The sequence below is a fragment of the Streptomyces sp. Ag109_G2-15 genome, from assembly GCF_900215565.1.
Lineage (GTDB): Bacteria > Actinomycetota > Actinomycetes > Streptomycetales > Streptomycetaceae > Streptomyces > Streptomyces diastatochromogenes.
Genome location: NZ_OCNI01000002.1, coordinates 622,213 through 640,661 on the forward strand (window position 1 = coordinate 622,213; position 18,449 = coordinate 640,661).

General features: G+C 72.4%; 20 protein-coding genes. 11 read left to right on the top strand and 9 right to left on the bottom strand.

Translation table 11 applies throughout. The features are described from left to right. The first annotated feature begins 122 nt into the window (after window positions 1-122). Window positions 123-1,268 carry a sorbosone dehydrogenase family protein gene (locus CRP49_RS39310; RefSeq protein ID WP_097258173.1) on the top strand — a complete coding sequence of 382 codons (1,146 nt, stop codon included), beginning with the start codon at window positions 123-125 and terminating at the stop codon, window positions 1,266-1,268. Between the two features lie 32 nt (window positions 1,269-1,300). On the opposite strand, the gene CRP49_RS39315 is transcribed toward CRP49_RS39310, so the two are convergent. Further along, the gene (locus CRP49_RS39315; RefSeq protein ID WP_097258174.1) at window positions 1,301-2,191 is read right to left on the bottom strand and encodes a hypothetical protein; all 891 of its coding nucleotides are present in this window, start codon (window positions 2,189-2,191) and stop codon (window positions 1,301-1,303) included. Window positions 2,192-2,679: 488 nt separating this feature from the next. Here CRP49_RS39315 and CRP49_RS39320 point away from each other — a divergent pair, with 488 nt between their 5' ends. The 8 genes from CRP49_RS39320 to CRP49_RS39355 all read left to right on the top strand — a co-directional run bounded on the left by CRP49_RS39320 (window position 2,680) and on the right by CRP49_RS39355 (window position 10,907). Beyond that, complete coding sequence (locus CRP49_RS39320) at window positions 2,680-4,137, top strand: ATP-binding protein (protein ID WP_097258175.1); 1,458 nt, start codon at window positions 2,680-2,682, stop codon at window positions 4,135-4,137. After that, window positions 4,134-4,541 (top strand): roadblock/LC7 domain-containing protein, encoded by a 408-nt coding sequence (locus tag CRP49_RS39325; protein WP_097258176.1) that lies wholly within the window; start codon window positions 4,134-4,136, stop codon window positions 4,539-4,541. Before CRP49_RS39320 ends, CRP49_RS39325 begins: the two co-directional genes overlap by 4 nt. After that, window positions 4,538-4,885, top strand: coding sequence for a DUF742 domain-containing protein (locus CRP49_RS39330; protein WP_097258177.1), 348 nt, complete (start codon window positions 4,538-4,540; stop codon window positions 4,883-4,885). Before CRP49_RS39325 ends, CRP49_RS39330 begins: the two co-directional genes overlap by 4 nt. 15 nt (window positions 4,886-4,900) lie before the next feature. Further along, window positions 4,901-6,124, top strand: a complete 1,224-nt coding sequence (locus CRP49_RS39335; RefSeq protein ID WP_097258178.1) for a cytochrome P450 — start codon at window positions 4,901-4,903, stop codon at window positions 6,122-6,124. Continuing rightward, on the top strand, window positions 6,121-7,347 hold the full coding sequence (locus tag CRP49_RS39340; protein WP_097258179.1) for a cytochrome P450: 1,227 nt from the start codon (window positions 6,121-6,123) through the stop codon (window positions 7,345-7,347). Before CRP49_RS39335 ends, CRP49_RS39340 begins: the two co-directional genes overlap by 4 nt. Window positions 7,348-7,521: 174 nt before the next feature. Beyond that, window positions 7,522-8,511, top strand: a complete 990-nt coding sequence (locus tag CRP49_RS39345) for an aldo/keto reductase (RefSeq protein ID WP_097258180.1) — start codon at window positions 7,522-7,524, stop codon at window positions 8,509-8,511. A gap of 66 nt (window positions 8,512-8,577) precedes the next feature. After that, window positions 8,578-9,744 (top strand): PP2C family protein-serine/threonine phosphatase, encoded by a 1,167-nt coding sequence (locus tag CRP49_RS39350; protein ID WP_097258181.1) that lies wholly within the window; start codon window positions 8,578-8,580, stop codon window positions 9,742-9,744. A gap of 101 nt (window positions 9,745-9,845) precedes the next feature. Continuing rightward, window positions 9,846-10,907 carry a glycerophosphodiester phosphodiesterase family protein gene (locus tag CRP49_RS39355; RefSeq protein WP_097258182.1) on the top strand — a complete coding sequence of 354 codons (1,062 nt, stop codon included), beginning with the start codon at window positions 9,846-9,848 and terminating at the stop codon, window positions 10,905-10,907. A gap of 65 nt (window positions 10,908-10,972) precedes the next feature. Here CRP49_RS39355 and CRP49_RS39360 read toward each other — a convergent pair whose 3' ends face one another. From CRP49_RS39360 to CRP49_RS39375, 5 genes are all read right to left on the bottom strand, one after another. Continuing rightward, a complete protein-coding gene (locus tag CRP49_RS39360; protein ID WP_097258183.1) occupies window positions 10,973-11,473 on the bottom strand; it encodes a hypothetical protein in 501 nt (166 codons plus the stop codon). Between the two features lie 188 nt (window positions 11,474-11,661). Further along, complete coding sequence (locus tag CRP49_RS47290) at window positions 11,662-11,820, bottom strand: hypothetical protein (RefSeq protein WP_179851991.1); 159 nt, start codon at window positions 11,818-11,820, stop codon at window positions 11,662-11,664. Beyond that, window positions 11,817-12,632 carry an SAM-dependent methyltransferase gene (locus tag CRP49_RS39365; RefSeq protein WP_097259271.1) on the bottom strand — a complete coding sequence of 272 codons (816 nt, stop codon included), beginning with the start codon at window positions 12,630-12,632 and terminating at the stop codon, window positions 11,817-11,819. The genes CRP49_RS47290 and CRP49_RS39365 overlap by 4 nt, the downstream gene beginning before the upstream one ends. 72 nt (window positions 12,633-12,704) lie before the next feature. Then, window positions 12,705-12,917: a DUF397 domain-containing protein gene (locus CRP49_RS39370; RefSeq protein WP_097259273.1), complete on the bottom strand. Its 213-nt coding sequence runs from the start codon at window positions 12,915-12,917 to the stop codon at window positions 12,705-12,707. Window positions 12,918-12,943: 26 nt separating this feature from the next. After that, on the bottom strand, window positions 12,944-13,819 hold the full coding sequence (locus CRP49_RS39375) for a helix-turn-helix transcriptional regulator (RefSeq protein ID WP_097259272.1): 876 nt from the start codon (window positions 13,817-13,819) through the stop codon (window positions 12,944-12,946). A gap of 318 nt (window positions 13,820-14,137) precedes the next feature. Here CRP49_RS39375 and CRP49_RS48965 point away from each other — a divergent pair, with 318 nt between their 5' ends. Together CRP49_RS48965 and CRP49_RS39385 are read left to right on the top strand one after the other, a co-directional pair. Continuing rightward, on the top strand, window positions 14,138-14,947 hold the full coding sequence (locus CRP49_RS48965) for an ATP-binding protein (RefSeq protein ID WP_097258184.1): 810 nt from the start codon (window positions 14,138-14,140) through the stop codon (window positions 14,945-14,947). Window positions 14,948-15,112: 165 nt separating this feature from the next. Next, window positions 15,113-15,769, top strand: a complete 657-nt coding sequence (locus CRP49_RS39385) for a GNAT family N-acetyltransferase (protein WP_097258185.1) — start codon at window positions 15,113-15,115, stop codon at window positions 15,767-15,769. 47 nt (window positions 15,770-15,816) lie between these two features. Here CRP49_RS39385 and CRP49_RS39390 read toward each other — a convergent pair whose 3' ends face one another. Genes CRP49_RS39390 through CRP49_RS39400 form a run of 3 tightly spaced genes read right to left on the bottom strand, consistent with a single transcriptional unit; the run spans window position 15,817 to window position 18,358 of the window. Further along, a complete protein-coding gene (locus CRP49_RS39390; RefSeq protein WP_097258186.1) occupies window positions 15,817-16,122 on the bottom strand; it encodes an acylphosphatase in 306 nt (101 codons plus the stop codon). Then, complete coding sequence (locus tag CRP49_RS39395; protein ID WP_257033788.1) at window positions 16,119-17,063, bottom strand: acyl-CoA desaturase; 945 nt, start codon at window positions 17,061-17,063, stop codon at window positions 16,119-16,121. The genes CRP49_RS39390 and CRP49_RS39395 overlap by 4 nt, the downstream gene beginning before the upstream one ends. Window positions 17,064-17,086: 23 nt before the next feature. Further along, window positions 17,087-18,358, bottom strand: a complete 1,272-nt coding sequence (locus tag CRP49_RS39400; RefSeq protein ID WP_097258187.1) for a beta-ketoacyl synthase — start codon at window positions 18,356-18,358, stop codon at window positions 17,087-17,089. Window positions 18,359-18,449 lie beyond the last annotated feature (91 nt).

Below are 18,449 nucleotides of genomic sequence, written 5' to 3' on the forward strand. Positions count from 1 at the left end.
GATCAGCGCTCGATACTCCTCGAAGGGACCAGCCCCACGCTGCGGCCGCGCCGTTCGCGGCCACCCGTTCCCGTCCGAGGGAATGACGCGGTCCCCTCCCCCCACGACAGGAAGGCAACCAGATGTCACGTCCGGCACACCGTGCGCTGCATCGAGTCCGTCCGGGTATATCCGCTCTCACCGCCGTCACCGCCGTGGTGGCCGCGGCCCTGCTCCCCTCGCCGGGCGCGGCCGCGCAGTCCGCCCCCCGCGGTGGGGACGGCGCGTCCCACAAGGGCGGTGCGCCGACGGGCATCAGCCGCCTGGCCGACAAGTGGGCGAATCCCTGGGGCCTCTCCTTCCTGCCGAAGACGACGAGCGCACTGGTGACCGAGCGCTACACGTCCGCGGTGTGGCTCCTCAAGCCCGACGGCTCCAAGAAGAAGGTGGGCACGGTGCCGAACACGGTCGCCGCGGACCCCGATCCCGCGATGGCGGACGGCGGGCTGCTGGGCGTGGCCGTCTCACCGACCTGGAACGGCACGACGGACAAGGACGTGTTCTTCGTCCACACGGTCGCCGACGGCACCCGGGTCGTGAAGATGCGCTTCGACGGCACTTCGCTCAGTGGCTACACCGTCGTGATCAGCGGCATCAAGAGGGGCGGGGACCACAACGGCGGCACGATCGCCTTCGGTCCCGACGGATACCTGTACGTCACCACGGGCGATGGCCATGACAACAAGGCGGCGCAGGACAAGAACTCCCTCAACGGGAAGATCCTGCGCATCACCAAGAGCGGTGCCGCGGCACCCGGAAACCCCTTCGGCAACCGCGTGTACAGCCTCGGCCTGCGCAACCCCGAAGGCCTGGCGTGGGATTCCCGGGGCAGGCTGTGGGCTGCCGACATCGGCCGGACCGCGTGGGACGAACTCAACCTCATCGAGAAGGGCCGGAACTACGGCTGGCCCACCTGCGAGGGAACCTGCCCCACCCCGGGCATGACCAATCCCAAGATGGTCTGGAAGCCGGCGGAGGGGGGCGTACCCGCCCAGGTCGCGATCGTGAACGACGTCCTCTATGTCTCCACACTGCTCGGGAAGCGGCTGTGGCGGTTGCCCATCGACGCCAGCGGCACGGGCATCGGCCCTGCCACGTCCTACTACCAGGGCACCTATGGCCGACTGCGCGCAGTGGCCAAGGTCCCGGGCGCCGACCAGCTGTGGCTCGGCTCCAGCGGCAACACCGGCACGAACAAGGACGTCATCCTCAAGGTCACCATCGGCTGATCCGCAAGGTCATCGTCGACCGAACCTCAAGGTCACCGTCGGCTGACATCCGCCCTCGTCGACCGGCGTTCGGGGGAAGGCAGGACGGCCTCGGGGACGGGATCCGCGGACCGGGGGCGATCCGGCTGCGCGGGAACCGGTACCGGCACGGCCCGCGCCGGAGCGGGCTCGGCGGTCCGTGTCGGCAGCGCCGAGCGGACGAGGGACCGCAGCCGCTCCCGGCGGCCGTGCAGGAGGCCCAGGACGAGCGACATGCCCACCGCGATCAGGTGCTCGCGTCCGGCGAGGTTCGGAACCGCGATGGACTCCCACACCATCGAGCCTCCGGTCAGCGTGAACACCACGGGTGCGTGCCGGACGACGGCCAGATAGGTGAACAGGCCCACGACGGCCGCCGAGGGTCCGGTGTCGAGCACCTCGCCGCACGCGTGCGGCAGTCCGAACCCCCACCAGCCCGGGCCGAGCGCGATCATCACGCGGGCGGTGAGCGTGCCGGCCAGGGTGGTGACGTAGGCGATCGCCAGGGTCCGGGCCCGGCCGAGGATCAGTTCGGCGAGGGCGAAGGCGAGGAACAGCTGGGCGATGCCCGCCCACACCGGCAGATCGAGCGCCGGGACGTACAGCGACACCGGGGTGCGCAGCAGGGACAGCCACAGCGGCAGGTCGGCGGTGACGCCACCGAGCCTTTTGACCCACAGCGCTCCGGTGGGGTGCTGCGCGACGTCGTGGAAGAAGATGACCCCGAACGCGGCGACGAACGCCAGTAACAGCCCGGGCAGTCCGCGCCGGGCGAGCCGCCGAACCGGGTCGACGACGATGGCGTACCACTCCGCCCGCAGCGTGCGCCCGGTGAACCGGGCGAGGCGCGCGAGCACGGCACGGACCTGTTCCGTGTGCCCGGCGGTGCTCCCGTCAGCGCTCATGAGGCGCGGCAGCCCCTCGCCCCTCGGTCCCCCGTCACCCGCATCGCCCCCTTCACCCCGCTCCCCGCACCTCGGCCGTGCGGGGAGTTTGCTCGCATTCCACCCATTTCATCCGTCATCGTACTGATGTACGATTCCACCCTCTGTGCCGGGGCCGCCCCGATCCGGCCGCTCACAGTTCAGCCAGCCCGGGGCCGGGCGTCAAGATCCCTCTGGCCTGCGTCGCAGTGACAAGAAACAGGCGCACGAGAGGCAACCTGCCCAGCCTCGGAACCGTCCCCGACGGGGGGGCGGGCGACCGTACGGCCCCGAGGCGCCCGGCACCGACCAACGCACAGGTTCGACCGTCCACTTCAGGGAAACACGCCCGAACCTGCCAGATTTGATCACCAACTCTCGTATAGTGACCGCCAGTTCACTCTCGAGAGTCGCTCCGCTACCCGCCCGCCCCTGCTCGCCCTCTCTGCCGCGAGGACCACACCGGACCGATGACCGTGCCCACGCATCCCGGCGAACGCCCTTCCTTCCGTACGCTCACCACCGCCCTCGCCGTGTCCGGTGCGCTGTCGGCGCTCCTGGTCCTCGCGGCCGTGTCGGCCGCGCCCGAGTCGGTGCGTGCGCCGCTCGCCTGGGGTGGGGGCGCGGCGGCGGTCGTGCTCTGTGCCGCCGTGGCCACGGCGGCCCACGCCGGGCACACCGCGCGCGGCACCCGGCGCAGGCTGGAGAGCGCGACCCGGGACATCGGACGGCTGCTGCAGCAGCAGACCCGCACGGCCGAGGAGACACGTCGGGAACAGCAGCGGCTCATCGACGAACTGGCGGCTCAGCAGGCGGAGTTCACGGCCGACCGAGCGCGGATCGCCGAGCAGGGAGCGCAGGAGCTGGACCGGGCTCGCGCCGAGAACACTCGGCTGGCGGAGGAGGTGCGGCAGGCTCGGCGCGAGCGGGCCTCGGCGGTCTCCGCGACCGCCAACGCGGCCGCCCGGCTGCAGGCGCTCGCCACGGCGACCCTCGCCGATCTGCGGGCGATGGAGGACCGGCACACCGACGAGGACGTCCTCGCCGACCTCCTCCACCTGGACCATCGCACGGCCCAGGCCGGCCGGCTCGCCGACTCCGTCGCCGTCCTGACCGGGGCGCGTTCGGGCCGCAGGTGGGCGCGGCCCATCGGCATGGAGTCCCTGCTGCGCGGCGCGCTGGGCCGGATCGCCGGCTACCAGCGGGTCCGGCTCCACTCGGTCAGCGAGGCCGCCGTCGCCGGACACGCCGCCGAGGGCGTGATGCACGCGCTCGCCGAACTCCTCGACAACGCCGCGAAGTTCTCGCCGCCGACGGCCGAAGTGCACGTCCACGTCGAGGAGGTGGCGGCCGGTGTCATCGTGTCCGTGGAGGACAGCGGTCTGGCGATGGGGGACGTGCAGCTGCGCCGTGCCGAGCGGGCGGTCACCGGTGACGTCTCGGAGCTGGGCGGCCTGACGGGGACCCGGCTCGGGCTCGCCGTGGTCGGCCGGCTGGCCCGCAAGCACGGTCTCAAGGTGTCCTTCCGTCCGTCGGCGCGGGGCGGCACCGGTGTCCTGATGCTCATACCGCAGGACATCCTCACCGGCCCCGCACAGCATCCGGACGCGGGGCGGCCGGCCGAGCCCACAGTGACCGCGGACCCCTCACCGGTCCACGAGTCCCCGGCGCCGGACGCGGGCGAGGGCCCGACCGGGCTGCCCAGGCGGCGCCGAGGCCGCACCCCCGCCGAGTCCGAACGGCCCCGCCCGGCACCCCGGACCACCGAGTCCCGCCCCGCACCGGGCACCGACGAGTCCAGGACCCGGGTCAGCCGCTTCGGCGCGTTCCGCCAGGCCCTCCGCCCCGCTCCCGGGCCCGCCGACGAGCCCGGGCACGGCTCCCCCTCCCCTCCGCACGCGCACCCGGAAGGCGACGTCACCTCATGACCGGCCCGAGCACCGCCGACGACACGCTCACCTGGCTCCTGGAGGGGCTGCTGGAGAGAACACCGGGGGCGCGGCACGCGCTCGTGCTGTCCCGGGACGGGCTGAGGCTGTGCCGGTCCCCGGAGTTGAGCGTCGACCGCGCCGACCAGCTCGCCGCGCTCGCCTCCGGGATCCAGTCGCTGTCGCGCGGAGCGGCGGTCGAGTTCGGCGACGGCAGCGGAGGTGTGCGCTCGGCGATGACGGAGTTCCACGGGGGCGTGCTGTTCATCGTCGAGGCGGGCGCGGGCGCCCACCTGGCCGTCGTGACGACGGAGGAAGCGGACGCCGGGGTGGTCGGCCACCACATGACCGAGCTGGTCGAGCAGCTCGGCGAGCACCTGACCGCTCGGCCCCGTACGTCATGAACCGGCCCGGCAGGGACGACGCCCCCGACCGTCTCTACACCCTCACCCAGGGACGCAGCCGGACCGGCCCCGACAGCCCCTTCGACCTGGTCACGCTGGTCGTCGCGGAGTCGGAGCCGGTGGCCGGCATGCAGTCGGAGCACGCGGCGATCCTGCGGATGACCGAGTTCCCGGCCTCGGTGGTCGAGATCGCGGCCGAGCTGGGACTGCCCGTCGGCATCACCAGGGTGCTGCTGTGCGACCTGCTGGCGGCGGGCCGGGTCAGCGCCCGCCATCCGCACCGGCCGGCCGTCACCGACCCCGCCGTCCTGGAGCAGGTGATCGTTGCACTCCGCAATCTCTGATCAACAGGAGTTCGTGTGACCCCCGACGCCGTCCCCCTGACCGGACCCCGCTTCCAGACCGAACCCGCCCGCCTGTACCGGGAGATGCGGCACGAGCACGGCTCCGTGGTCCCCGTGCTGCTCGACGGCGGCGTCCCGGCCTGGCTGGTGCTCGGGTACCGCGAACTGCACCAGGTGACCGGCGATCCGGTGCTGTTCAGCCGGGACTCCGAGCTGTGGAACCAGTGGCCGAACATCCCGGCCGACTGGCCCCTGCTGCCGATGATCGGCCACCGGCAGCCGTCGATCCTCTACACCGTGGGCGAACGGCACCGGCAGCGCGCCGCGATGATCAGCGACGCGCTGGAGGCGGTGGACCCCTTCGAACTGCGGGACCACGCCGAGCGGTTCGCGGACGAACTGATCGACGCGGTCTGCGCCGCGGGCGAGACCGACCTGGTCGCGCACTATGCGATGCTGCTGCCGGTACGGGTCCTCGCCCGCCTGTACGGCTTCCCGGACGAGGACGGCCCGGGTCTGGTCACCGCCCTCAACGACATGATCGACGGACAGGGACGGGCCCTCGCGGGTCAGTCCCATCTGGCCGCCTCCATGGGGCAGTTGCTCGCCGACCGCCGGAGGGAACCGGCGGGCGACGTGGTCTCCCGGATGCTCGCCGACGCCGGCGGCTTCACCGACGAGGAGATCGCGCAGGACCTGATGGTGATGATGGCGGCCGGGCACCAGCCGACCGCCGACTGGATCGGCAACTCGCTCAGGCTGATGCTCACCGACGACCGGTTCGCCGCCTCCCTGTTCGGCGGTCAGGGCAGCGTCGCCGAGGCGATGAACGAGGTGCTGTGGGAGGACACGCCGACCCAGAACGTGGCGGGCCGCTGGGCCGCCCGCGACACCCACCTCGGCGGCCGCCCGGTCCGGGCCGGCGACCTGCTGCTGCTCGGCCTGCAGGGCGCCAACTCCGATCCGCAGGTCCGCACCGACGTCTCCGCGCTGACCGGCGGGAACAGCGCGCACTTCGCGTTCGGCCACGGCGAGCACCGCTGCCCGTTCCCCGCCCAGGAGATCGCCGAGGTGATCGCGCGGACCGGCATCGAGGTCGTCCTGGACCGGCTGCCCGACCTCGACCTGGCGGTGCCCGCCGAGTCCCTCGCCCGCCGCCCCTCGCCCTGGCTCAGGGGACTGAGCCGGTTGCCCGTCCGGTTCACGCCCCTACCTGCCCTGGGAGGCACCCCACGATGACGACCGGAACCGACCACGCCCGGATCGCCCTCGACCCCTTCGTCACCGACCTGGACGGAGAGAGCGCGGCGCTGCGCGCGGCCGGCCCGCTCGCCGCCGTGGAACTGCCGGGCGGCGTCCCGGTGTGGGCCGTCACCCACCACGCCGAGGCCAAGGCGCTGCTCACCGACCCGCGCCTGGTGAAGGACATCGACGTGTGGGGCGCCTGGCAGCGCGGCGAGATACCGGCGGACTGGCCGCTGATCGGCCTCGCCAACCCGGGCCGTTCCATGCTCACCGTGGACGGCACCGACCACCGCCGCCTGCGCACGCTGGTCGCGCAGGCGCTCACCCCGCGCCGGGTGGAGCGGATGCGGGAGCGGATCGAGAAGCTCACCCAGGCCCTGCTCGACGCGCTGCCCACCGGCGAGGAGGTCGTGGACCTCAAGGCCGCCTTCGCCTATCCGCTGCCCATGTACGTCGTCGCGGACCTGATGGGCCTCGACAAGGCACGGCTGCCCCGCCTGCAGGTGCTGTTCGAGAGGTTCTTCTCCACGCAGACCCCGCCCGAGCAGGTCGTCGCGACCCTCACCGAGCTGGCGGGGATCATGACGGAGACGGTGGCGGCGAAGCGCTCCGAGCCCCGCGACGACCTGACCAGCGCCCTGGTCCTCGCCTCCGAGGACGGCGACCAGCTGACGGACGAGGAGATCGTCTCCACGCTCCAGCTGATGGTCGCGGCGGGTCATGAGACGACGATCTCCCTGATCGTGAACGCCGTCGTCAACCTCTCCGCCCACCCCGACCAGCGGGCCCTGGTGCTGTCCGGGCAGGCGGACTGGTCGGCGGTGATCGAGGAGACGCTGCGCTACTCGACCCCGACCTCGCACGTCCTGATCCGCTTCGCGACCGAGGACGTGCCGGTGGGTGACCAGGTGCTCCCGGCCGGGGACGCGCTGATCGTGTCGTACGGCGCGATCGGCCGCGACGAGAACGCGCACGGCCCGAGCGCCGGGGAGTTCGACATCACGCGGGAGACGAGGCACCGTCACATCTCCTTCGGACACGGCCCGCATGTGTGCCCCGGCGCGGCGCTGTCCCGGCTGGAGGCGGGGGTGGCCCTGCCCGCGCTGTACGCCCGCTTCCCCGCCCTGGCACCGGCGGTGCCGGTGTCGGAGCTGCGCAACAAGCCGGTGGTCACCCAGAACGACCTGTTCGAGCTGCCGGTCCGCCTGAACGGCTGAGTTGACTTCGAGTGCGCTCCAAGTCATAGCGTCACCGACATACCGGCGCACGAAGGTCACGTCGTCCGGCCTCCCGCACGGGATGCCGGGTGACGGAATCCGTCGCTAGATGGATGAGGACCGTCGTGCCGTACGGAACGACGATCGAGTGTGCGGGAAAGGCTGGGACACCTCATGCGACAGCGCAGTCTGCGGGATCTCCAGGTATCGGCCATCGGCCTCGGGTGCATGGGCATGTCGGCCTTCTACGGCACCACGGACCAGGACGAGGGCATCGCGACCATCCGGCGCGCCCTGGAGCTGGGCATCGACTTCCTCGACACCGCGCAGCTCTACGGCCCGCTCACCAACGAGTCGCTGGTCGGCGAGGCGATCCGGGGACACCGTGACGAGTACGTCATCGCCACCAAGTTCAACTACCGGATGGACGACGCCGTACCGGGGGACATGACCACGGTGGGCCGGCAGGACGGCTCGGCCGAGCATGTCCGCAGCTCCATCCACGGCTCGCTGGAGCGGCTCGGCACCGACTACATCGACCTCTACTACCAGCACCGGGTCGACCCGAACGTGCCCATCGAGGAGACGGTCGGCGCCCTGGCCGAGCTGGTCGCCGAGGGCAAGATCCGGCACATCGGGCTGAGCGAGGCGAGCGCGGAGACCATCCGGCGCGCCCACGCCGTCCACCCGATCACCGCCGTGCAGACCGAGTACTCGCTGTGGACGCGGGACCCGGAGGCCGAGGTGCTGCCGGCCTGCCGGGAACTCGGCATCGGCTTCGTCCCGTACTCCCCGCTCGGCCGCGGCTTCCTCGCCGGCCGCTTCTCCTCCCCCGCCGAGCTGGACGAGAACGACTACCGCCGCACCAGCCCGCGCTTCACGGACAGCAACTTCGAGGCGAACCTCCGGCTGGCGGCCAAGGTCAAGGAGATCGCCGCGGAGAAGGACGTGACGCCCGCGCAGCTGGCCATCGCCTGGGTGCTGGCCCAGGGCGAGGACCTGGTCCCGATCCCGGGCACCAAGCGCCGTACCTACCTGGAGCAGAACGCGGCCGCGGCCGACGTCGAACTGACCAAGGAGGACCTCGCCCGCATCGACGCCGAGCTGCCCGAGGTGGCGGGCGAGCGCTACGACGAGGCCGGGATGCGCTCGGTGAACCGCTAGCCACATGGGCGACCCACGGCGTGCGTCCGGAATGCCCGATGCTCGTTCCGGGCGCACCCTGGTGGCATGAGGGCGCGGCAGAGGGGTGCTGGTCTGCGGCAGCCATGGCAGTCGACGCATGCGCTGATCCTGCTCCCGGTCGCGCTCATCGTGGTGATCACCGTGGTGGACATCCGCTCCCCCGAGAGCATCCATCTGGGCCCGGCCCTGGTCATGGCCCCGGCACTCACGCCGTCGTTCGCCGGGCCCCGGACCACGGCGTTCGTGGGGGCGCTGGCGCTGGCCGCCCAGACGCTGATCGCCTTCCTTCACGGTGGGATCGCCACCTCGAACCACGTCGTGCAGCTCGTCACCCTCGCGGTGCTCTCGGTCATGTGCGTGGTCTACAGCGCGGTGCGGGAGCGGCGCCAGGCCCAGCTGGCGCAGGTCCGCACGGTCGCCGAGGCCGCGCAGCACGTGCTGATGTGGCCGCTGCCCGAGTTCATCGGCCCGCTGCGGATCGCCTCCCTGTACCTCGCCGCCGAGGACGAGGCGCAGATCGGCGGCGACCTGTACGCGGCGACCCGCTGCGACAACGCGGTGCGGGTGCTGATCGGCGACGTACGCGGTAAAGGGCTGCCGGCCGTCGGGGAGGCGGCCCTGCTGCTCAGCGCGTTCCGGGAGAGCGCGCACCGGCATGTGGCGCTGGGGGATCTGGCCTCCGGTCTCGACCAGAGCATCAGCCGCTACGCCACCGAGCTGGAGACGGAGGAGGAGACGGGCGAGCGCTTCGCCACCGTCCTGCTGGTGGAGATCCCGGACCGGGATCCGGTCACCCGGATGACCAGCTGCGGGCATCCCCCGCCGCTGCTGCTGAGCCCGGGGCACGCGGTCACGGTCCCGAGCCTGCACCCGTCGCCGCCCCTCGGTGTGCACGGGGCCACCGACCACACGCTGGACGTGTTCTCCTTCGAGCCCGGTGACACGCTGCTGCTGTACACCGACGGTGTCGTCGAGGCCCGGGACGCGCACGGCCGGTTCTATCCGCTGGCGGAGCGGGTCGCGCACTGGACGGACGACAGTCCGGAGGCGCTGATGCACCATGTGCGGCGCGACCTGCTCGCCCACGCGGGCGGCCGGCTGAACGACGACGCCGCCCTCATCGCCCTGCACCGCACACCCGTGGTCCGGCGCCGCCACCACGGGCACGGACGGATGGCCGGCGCCGACTCCTCGCGGCCCGAGGCCGGATGACCGTCCCGGGAAACCCTTCACCCCTTGTTCAGTTCCGGAGGTGGCCCGCCCCGGCCGGCCGCCTGGGAGAATCTCGGGCGCCTCGAGAACAGGGAGTTCCGATGTCCTTACGACACCTGCTCACCGGCCTCGCCCTGCTGCCGGCGCTCGCGTTCCCGGCCACCGCGCAGGCGGCCCAGGCCAAGCCGCCGCAGGCCCGTTTCGACCTCCAGGCCCACCGTGGCGGTATCGGCATGACCACCGAGGAGTCGCTGGAGGGCTTCGGCAAGGCGATGCGGCTCGGGGTGTCCACGCTGGAGCTGGACACCCACGTCACCAAGGACCTGAAGGTCGTCGTCAACCACGACCGGCAGATCAGCGGCGTCAAGTGCCGCGACACCGGCCCGGTCACGCCCGGGGACCCGATGTACCCGTATGTCGGCAAGTACATCAAGGATCTGACGCTCGCTCAGATCAAGACGCTGGACTGCGGCTACCAGCAGCTGCCCGGGTTCCCCGATCAGGAGGTCGTCAAGGGCTTCCGGATGGTCGAGCTGAAGGACGTCCTGGACCTGGTCAAGAGCTACCACGCCCGGCGGGTCAAGCTGAACATCGAGACCAAGGTCGAGGCGGGCGCGCCCGAACAGACCGCGCCGCGCGAGGTGTTCGTGCGCCGGGTGTACGAGGAGATCCACCGCTCCGGCATCGAGCAGCAGGTCACCATCCAGTCCTTCGACTGGGGCGCGCTGAAGCTGATGCACCGACTGGCGCCGCGCTGGCCGCTGGTGGCACTGACGAACTACGACTTCCTGCAGGTGGGCCGGCCCGGCGCGTCCCCGTGGCTCGGCGGGATCGACGCCGACGACTACGGCGGTGACTTCGTGCGGGCGGCCGCCACCATCCCCGGGGTCACGACCCTCTCCCCCAACTACGGCTTCCCGCAGAGCGGGAAGGTCGGCGACCCCGGCTTCCGTTTCTACTCGGACGCGGCGATGGTCGCCGAGGCGCATGCCCGCGGCCTGAAGGTGGTCCCCTGGACCTGCGACGACCCGGCGACGGTGGAGGCGCTGATGGACTTCGGCGTCGACGGGATCATCACCGACTACCCCGACCATGTACGGCAGATCATGGCCGACCGCGGCATGCGGCTGCCGCGGCCGTACTACCCGCACGGCCGGGCGTAGCCGCCCCGGAAAGCCGCGAGCCCCGCCCCGAGTGGGGGCGGGGCGGGACTGCGCCCTGCGGCCGGTCAGCGGGCCGGCTTGAGGTCGGTGATCTTCAGGGTGTTCAGGTCGGACCTGACGTCGATCCTGGTGACCTCGGCGCCGGGACCGTCGCCCCAGGTGAGCGTGACCCTGCTGGTGGCGTGGCCCGCGCCGGAGCCGGTGTGGACGACCTTCCACTTCACCGGCACGTTCTGCGCGAACAGGATGCCGTCGGCGTGGTTCTTCCTCTCGTACGCGGCGACCTTCTTCTGGGCGGCGGAGGTCAGGTAGAAGGCGCGCAGCGCCTTGGCGTTGGCGCCGGCCGCCGGGTCCTCGGTGGCCCAGACGGAGTCGATGTAGGCGCCGTAGAAGTCGGCCACGTGCTGGGTGACGTTGCGCGGGTCGCCCTGGGCGGAGGAGACGGCGGCGGCACGCGGGGCGTGGCTCGCGCCGGAGCCGGCCAGGGCGGGCGTGACGGCGGCCAGGGAGAGGCCGGCGGTGAGGGCGACTGCGGTCAGGAGGGTCTTGCGGCGGCTTACGGACATTTTTCTCGTTCCCCCGGTTTCTTCGCGACCGGCCCGATCCCGGCCGTCGACGGACTTTAAGACCGCATTTCCCTCCGCCTGGTTCCGCTTCTCCGGGCTTTCCTTCCCCGTATTTCCGGGCACCTGACACGTCGCCAGAGGTTGTGCCGAATTCCGGACCGTTTCGCCGTCTTTTCGGCCAGATCCGTTCAGTCCGTCGGCGGATTCCGCTCCTCGACCAGCCGGGCGAGGTGGTCGAGGGCCATCCGGGTGCCCCGTTCGTTGTGGGGCGGCCCGTCCGGCCGTACGGCACGGACGGGGCCGGGGTCCGGGAGGTGGTGGGCGGACCCCGGCCCCGGGCTTGTCACGGCTTGCGGGCCACCGCGCCGTACATCGCGATGTCCTCGTCGCGGATGTCCTTCTCGCCGGTGCCGTCGGGGTGCCACTTGTGCACCTGGACGATGCCGGGTTCGACCAGGTCCAGGCCCTCGAAGAACTCGTGGGCCTCGTCGATGGTGCGCAGCCGCATCGGCATGTTGCGGGCCGCGTACTCGCGGGCGACCCGGCCGACCTCGTCGGGCGCGAACTCCGCGGTGCCGATGGACATCGCCAGGTAGCTGCCCGACGGCAGCGGCTCCAGCAGGCGGCGTACGACACCGACCGCGTCGTGCTCGTCCAGCATGAAGTGGACGATCGCGATGACGGTGAGGGCGACGGGCTTGCTCAGATCGAGGGTCTCGCGCAGTTCCGGGGCGTCCAGGATGGCCGTCGGGTCGCGGAAGTCGGCCTCGATGTACGAGGTCCGGCCCTCGGGCGCGCTGGCCAGCAGGCCCTGGGAGAGGGTGAGGACGATCGGGTCGTTGTCGACGTAGACGACCCGGGACTCGGGGGCCACCGCCTGGGCGATCTCGTGCAGGTTGGGCGAGGTCGGGATGCCGGTGCCGATGTCCAGGAACTGGCGCATGCCCGCCTCCTCGGCGAGCCAGCGCACGGCACGGTTCATGAAGTCGCGGTTGGCGCGCATGTGGACCGGGAGGGCGGGCCACTCCTGGGACATGGCGTCGCCCGCCTCCTGGTCGGCGGGGTAGTAGTCCTTGCCGCCGAGGATGTAGTCGTAGATGCGGGCGGAGTGGGCGTTCTCGGTGTCGATGCGGTCGGCCGGCCATCCGTTGTCGGACAACGCCTTGTCTCCCATTCGGGTCGGGGGGGTGTGGAACTTGCGTCAAAAAGAGGTGCGTCACCACAGGCACGCTCACAGCAGGAAGTCGGCGTCGCCCTCCTTCACTCCGGTCAGGAAGTTCGACATCTCGTGGGACGTGAACACCAGCGCCGGACCGTCGGGGTCGGTGGACTGGCGTACGGCGACCCGTCCGTCGGCGAGCCTCTTCACTTCCACGCAGGCGCCGCCGGCGTCGTCGCTCCACGGCTTGGTCCAGCCGCGGGCGCCCAGTTGCCGGGCCGGCATGCCGTTGTGTATGGGAGGGTGCACGGTCACAGCTCCTTGCGAATCGCGCCGAGCAGGGTCTCGGTCTTTCTGGCGGGCGCCGCCTGGGCGCCCAGCCGGTCCAGGGCCTCGCGGTACACCACGACGTCGTCGCACTTGTCCAGGTAGACGGCGCCCACCAGGCCGTTGAGGTAGACGATGTCGGGCAGTTCGCGGGCCCGGAACCGGAAGAGGTGGTACGCGCCCGCCCGCATCGCCGGGTGCGGGCCGTTGGCGAACGGCATCAGCTGCAGGGTGACATGGGGCAGCCGGTTGACCTCGATGAGATGGCCGATCTGGGCGCGCATCACCTCGGGCCCGCCGACCGGCCAGCGCAGCACGGTCTCGTCCATGACGACCCACAGCCGCGGCGGCCCCTGCCGGGCCAGCAGCTCCTGGCGGCGCATGCGCAGCGCGACCCGGCGTTCGGTGGCCTCGGCCGGGGCGTGCGGATTGCCGGCGCTCAGCAGGGCGCGCGCGTAGTCCTCGGTCTGCAGCAGGCCGTGCACGAACTGGTTCTCGTACGCCCGGATCTGCAGTGCCGCCTGCTCCAGGCTGAGATAGGCGGCGAACCAGTCGGGCATGACATCGCGGTAGGTGTGCCACCAGCCGCGCTTGTTGGCCTCCCGCACCGACTGCAGGAAGGTGTCGATCTCCTGCTGGTCCGTCACGCCGTAGACCTGGAGCAGCTTCTCGGCGTCCGCGAGGCGCAGCCGGGCGACCTTGGCGGCCTCCATGCGGCGGATGGTGGAGTGGCTGACGCCGATGGCCTCGCCCGCCTGCTCGTAGGTCAGGCCGGCCCGGGTCCGCAGCTCCTCCAGCTGTCTGCCGAGGATCATGCGCAGAACGGAAGGGGCGCCGCCCCAGTCGGTCTCCGCGGTCACGCCCACCCCCTCACACGGGTTTCAGGGTCACCGTCTCACGCGATCGCCTGCATCAACCCATTCGATCACTTGTTGCCGGAAGCAGCATGCACTTGGCTTCTTGCAATTTTCAACTTGCTGGTTGCGAGCGGTTGTTGGCGGGTGACACAGTGGACTCACTGCTCCGGCTGACCGAAGGAGCGGGCGCCGCAGTCCAGTTGGGGGAGACCGGGCTGCACCACGGCCTCATGGGAGGCGGTGTGTCGTCCGATCCCCGAGCGTCCGGCCCTCCGACACCGACACCCCCACGACACGAGGCCGGACGAAAGGCGTACGGCGATGACTCCGCCCTCCTCCCTCCCCCAACCGCTCCACCGGCTGCCCGAGGACCGGATCCCCGGCCGGCCGCCCGCGCCCCCGTCCCCCCTGCGGCTGCCTCCGATCGGCCTTCCGGTCCGCATCCCGGCCGCCATGGAGTCCGCTCACCGGCCCGCAGAGGCGGCCGGCAGCACCTCCAGAACACCCGGAGGCGAGCACCCGGGTCGACTCCCTGGGCCCGAGGGCCCCGACCCGCTCGCCTCCGGGGCCACGGCTCCCGGCCCCACAGCCGCCTTCGAACTGCCGGCCCTGCCGGCGGCGGTCGGCACGGCCCGCCGTGTGCTGCGGGACCTGCTGACCGCCTGGGGCATCGCCGAGCCCGCCCGGGACGACGCGGTCCTCGTCGCCTCGGAGCTGGTCACCAACGCGCTGGTGCACGCGGCCGGCGAACGGATCGTGTGCCGGGTGCGCAGCACCGCGGACCGGGTACGGCTCGAGGTCGAGGACCAGAACCGGGGTTCCGCCCGCCCGGTCCCGCGCCGGTCCGGGCCCGACGACCAGAACGGACGCGGGCTCTTCCTGGTCGACGCGCTGAGCGTCGACTGGGGCGTGACGCTCGCCCCCGACCGGCCCGCGCGCGTCGTCTGGGCGGACCTGCCGACCGCACCCGAGCCCCCGGCCCCGACCTGCCCCACCCCATCCGCACCCCTCCCCCGGACCGTCCCCCACTCGTCCGAAGGAGCCCCGCCCCATGCCCCAGCCGACCCCCGTCCCCGACCTGCCCGCCGACCCGTCCTGGACCCGGACCCGTCCGAAACCGGGTCCGGGTGACCCGGCCGAAGGCCATCAGCCGTAGGCCGTCGGCCATCGGCAGCCACCCCGGCCGGATTCCTCGGTAGATTCACCCCCGATGCGAGCCGTTCGCATCCGTCGGCGGTCCCGGCGCCCGTCCGGAACGGGACCGTCCGTCACACAGCGGTGCCTTCGGGGGGTTCCATGCTCTGGTCGCTCGTCCGCCGGAGCCGGGCCGTGTCCCGGCTCCCCGTACCCGGGCGGTGCGATCCCGGCCGGCACGTCCTGGCCACCGAGCGGCTGTTGCTGTTCACGCCCCGGACCCACCTCGACGTGGCCGCGGCGCTCGCCGCCAGTGCGGACGCCGAGGCCCAGCGATGGCTCGGCAACCACGCCGACCGTCTCGTGCCCAACCCCGGCACCCGGCGCGCGCTGCTGGAGTGGCGGCCCGCCGGCGACGACGGCCGCCACGTCCCCCGCCTGCTGGCCAAGCCCTTCACACCCGACCCCGACGTCCCGGTGTTCCTCGTCTGTGTGCGCAGGGCCGACCTCAGCTATGCCGGCGGACTGCAACTGGAGCACCGCGCGGGCGAGGTGGGCGGCTGGCTGGCGCCACGCTGCCGCGGGCAGGGCCTCGGGGCGGAGTTGTTCGGAGCCGGCGCGCTGCTGGCGCACACCCACTTCGGCATGACCAGGGTCCGGGCGGGCGCGGAGCCCGGAAACACCGCGAGCCGACGAGCCCTGGCCCGAGCGGGATTCGTCCCGGACGAGGGCCCGCCCCGACACACCCTGCCGGACGGCCGCGTGATCGAGGCCGTCTGGGTACGGCACGACACGACGGCTGCGGCCCGCTGCAGCTGACCCGGGCGGCAGCCGAGCGGGTGCGCCGAAGCCGGCTGCCCGTCGGGCTACCCGGCGCGGGGGTCGTCGCCGGGTGGGGCGTCGGGCAGTACGTGGAAGCCGGACAGGCCCTCGGGCTGCTCGGTGACGCCCGTGCAGCGAGTCACCTGGGCCGACCGCGGGCCCTTGGCCGCCCAGTGCGCCATGGCGGCGACGTCGTCGGGCTCCCCCTCGAACACGGCTTCCACGTCGCCGTTGTAGAGGTTGCGCACCCAGCCCGCCACTCCCCGTTCCTCGGCGAACCGACGGCAGGTGTCGCGGTAGAACACGCCCTGTACGCGGCCGCTGACGTGCACGTGCTGCCGTACGGTCATTCCTGCGGACTCCCGTTCTCGCGCCGGCGGGCGGTGACGCGGCGCCGCTCCGGCCAGCGGACGTCGTAGGCCCAGCCGAGGCGTTCGAACCAGCGGATCAGGCGGGCGCTGGCGTCGAGCTGGCCGGTGAGCACGCCGTGCCGGGCGCTGGTGGGGTCGGCGTGGTGGAGGTTGTGCCAGGACTCGCCGAAGGACAGCGGGGCCAGCCACCACACGTTGCCCGAGCGGTCCCGGCTGCGGAAGGGCCGGGAACCGGCCGCGTGGCAGATGGAGTTGATGGACCAGGTGACGTGGTGGACGAGGCAGATCCGCACCAGCCCGGCCCAGAAGAACGCGCTGAGCGCCCCCTGCCAGGACCGGGTCAGCGCCGCGCCGAGCAGCGCGGGCAGGGCGACGGAGGCCAGGACCACGAGACCGAAGCGCTTGGAGATCAGCATCAGCGTGCGGTCGCGGACGAGGTCGGGTGCGTAGGTGCGGGGCGAGGCGTGCTCGGTCTCGAAGAGCCAGCCCAGGTGGGCGTAGAACATGCCCTTGGCCAGGGCACGGGGCGAGCGGCCGTACCGCCAGGGCGAGTGCGGGTCCCCGTCGCGGTCGGAGTAGCGGTGGTGCTTGCGGTGATCGGCGACCCAGGTGAGCAGCGGGCCCTGTACGGCGAGGCTGCCGGCCAGGGCGAGCACGATCCTGAGCGGCCGTCTGGCCTTGAAGGAACCGTGGGTGAAGTGCCGGTGGAAGCCGACGGTGATGCCGAGACCGCTGACGAGGTAGAAGACGAGGGCGAGCACGAGGTCCGTGGGGCTCATACCGTGCCGCCAGGCGAGGGGCACGGCGGCGAGGAGCGCCAGGAACGGTACGGCGACGAACACGCCGATCATGAGCTGCTCGCCGTTGGGCCAGGACCGCGGTCTGCCGGCCAGCGAGGTGGGTTCCGAGAACTCCGACAAGAGGGGGGACCTTTCGGCTGGGGTCACGTGCAAAGAGGCGGCGAGTCGACGGCGGTGAAGGCGAGCACGGCGTTCTGGCCGCCGAAGCCGAACGAATTGCTGAGGGCGGCTCGTATCCGGTGCGGGCGGGGCGTCTTGGTGACGACGTCCAGGTCCATCGCCGGGTCGAGGGTGTCCAGGTTGGCGGTGGGCGGGATCAGCTGGTGGCGCAGGGTGAGCACGGTGCAGGCCGCCTCGATGGCGCCGGCGCCGCCGATGGCGTGCCCGATGGTGCCCTTGACCGCGGTGACGGGCGGCGGCCGGCGGAAGGCCTGGTACAGCGCGTTGTGCTCGGCCGTGTCACCCTGCGGGGTGGAGGTGCCGTGCGCGTTGACGTGATCGATGTCCTCCGGGGCGAGGCCGGCGTCCACGAGGGCGCCGCGGATGGCTCGGGCGGCGCCGTCGCCGTCGGGGTGCGGGGCGGTGAAGTGGTGGGCGTCGCAGGAGGCGCCGAACCCGGAGAGCAGCGCCGCGGGCCGGGCGCCGCGGGCGCGGGCGTCCTCCACTCGTTCCAGGACGAGGACGGCGGCGCCCTCGCCGAGGACGAAGCCGTCCCGGTCGCGGTCGAACGGCCGGGAAGCCTCCTCGGGGCTGTCGGCCCGGCGGGACAGGGCGCGCATCTGGGCGAAGCAGGCCGCGGTCATCCGCAGCCGGGCCGACTCGCTGCCCCCGGCGAGGACGAGGTCGCAGGCACCGGACAGCAGCCAGTCCCGGGCCAGTCCGAGCGCGCTGGTGCCGGAGGCGCAGGCGGTGCTCACGACCATGTTGGGGCCCTGCGCACCGAGGTCGAGGGCGATCTCGGCGGCGGCCATGTTGGGCACGCTGCGCGGCAGCGCGAGCGGCGAGACCCGCTCCGGAGTGCTGTGGGCGAGCCGGTCGAACTCGGCCTGCCAGCCCTGCATGGACCCGGTGCCGACCCCCATCACGACGCCGACGCGGGCCCCGTCCCAGCCGCCGGGGGTGAGCCGGGCATCGGCGACGGCCTCCCGGGCGGCGAGCAGCGCGAAGGTGGTGAAGCGGTCCAGGCGGCGGCTGAGCCGGTGCCCGAGCAGGCCGGCCGTGTCGAGGGCGGGCACCTGGCAGGAGAAGGCCACGGGCAGTCCGTCGAGGCCGGGGTCGACGGCCGCGGTGGACTGCCCCGCGCACAGGCCCGCCCACGTCGCGTCGCGGCCGATCCCGGCCGGTGTGACCAGTCCCAGTCCGGTGACGGCCACGGGGGCGCGCCGCGCCGGGACACGTGCTTTCACAGGCTGCATGAGCCGTGATTATCCGGCCCGAATGCGATCATTCCGGGCTACGACAACTCGTTCGGCCCAGGACGGGACCCGCTACCACCCGGATGTGCGA

What these genes read in the sequence shown, in the direction of transcription:
- CRP49_RS39310 (WP_097258173.1), top strand. Translation starts at nt 123, where the DNA reads ATGTCACGTCCGGCACACCGTGCGCTGCATCGAGTCCGTCCGGGTATA.
- CRP49_RS39315 (WP_097258174.1), bottom strand. Translation starts at nt 2,191, where the DNA reads ATGAGCGCTGACGGGAGCACCGCCGGGCACACGGAACAGGTCCGTGCC.
- CRP49_RS39320 (WP_097258175.1), top strand. Translation starts at nt 2,680, where the DNA reads ATGACCGTGCCCACGCATCCCGGCGAACGCCCTTCCTTCCGTACGCTC.
- CRP49_RS39325 (WP_097258176.1), top strand. Translation starts at nt 4,134, where the DNA reads ATGACCGGCCCGAGCACCGCCGACGACACGCTCACCTGGCTCCTGGAG.
- CRP49_RS39330 (WP_097258177.1), top strand. Translation starts at nt 4,538, where the DNA reads ATGAACCGGCCCGGCAGGGACGACGCCCCCGACCGTCTCTACACCCTC.
- CRP49_RS39340 (WP_097258179.1), top strand. Translation starts at nt 6,121, where the DNA reads ATGACGACCGGAACCGACCACGCCCGGATCGCCCTCGACCCCTTCGTC.
- CRP49_RS39345 (WP_097258180.1), top strand. Translation starts at nt 7,522, where the DNA reads ATGCGACAGCGCAGTCTGCGGGATCTCCAGGTATCGGCCATCGGCCTC.
- CRP49_RS39350 (WP_097258181.1), top strand. Translation starts at nt 8,578, where the DNA reads ATGAGGGCGCGGCAGAGGGGTGCTGGTCTGCGGCAGCCATGGCAGTCG.
- CRP49_RS39355 (WP_097258182.1), top strand. Translation starts at nt 9,846, where the DNA reads ATGTCCTTACGACACCTGCTCACCGGCCTCGCCCTGCTGCCGGCGCTC.
- CRP49_RS39360 (WP_097258183.1), bottom strand. Translation starts at nt 11,473, where the DNA reads ATGTCCGTAAGCCGCCGCAAGACCCTCCTGACCGCAGTCGCCCTCACC.
- CRP49_RS39370 (WP_097259273.1), bottom strand. Translation starts at nt 12,917, where the DNA reads ATGCCGGCCCGGCAACTGGGCGCCCGCGGCTGGACCAAGCCGTGGAGC.
- CRP49_RS48965 (WP_097258184.1), top strand. Translation starts at nt 14,138, where the DNA reads ATGACTCCGCCCTCCTCCCTCCCCCAACCGCTCCACCGGCTGCCCGAG.
- CRP49_RS39385 (WP_097258185.1), top strand. Translation starts at nt 15,113, where the DNA reads ATGCTCTGGTCGCTCGTCCGCCGGAGCCGGGCCGTGTCCCGGCTCCCC.
- CRP49_RS39390 (WP_097258186.1), bottom strand. Translation starts at nt 16,122, where the DNA reads ATGACCGTACGGCAGCACGTGCACGTCAGCGGCCGCGTACAGGGCGTG.
- CRP49_RS39400 (WP_097258187.1), bottom strand. Translation starts at nt 18,358, where the DNA reads ATGCAGCCTGTGAAAGCACGTGTCCCGGCGCGGCGCGCCCCCGTGGCC.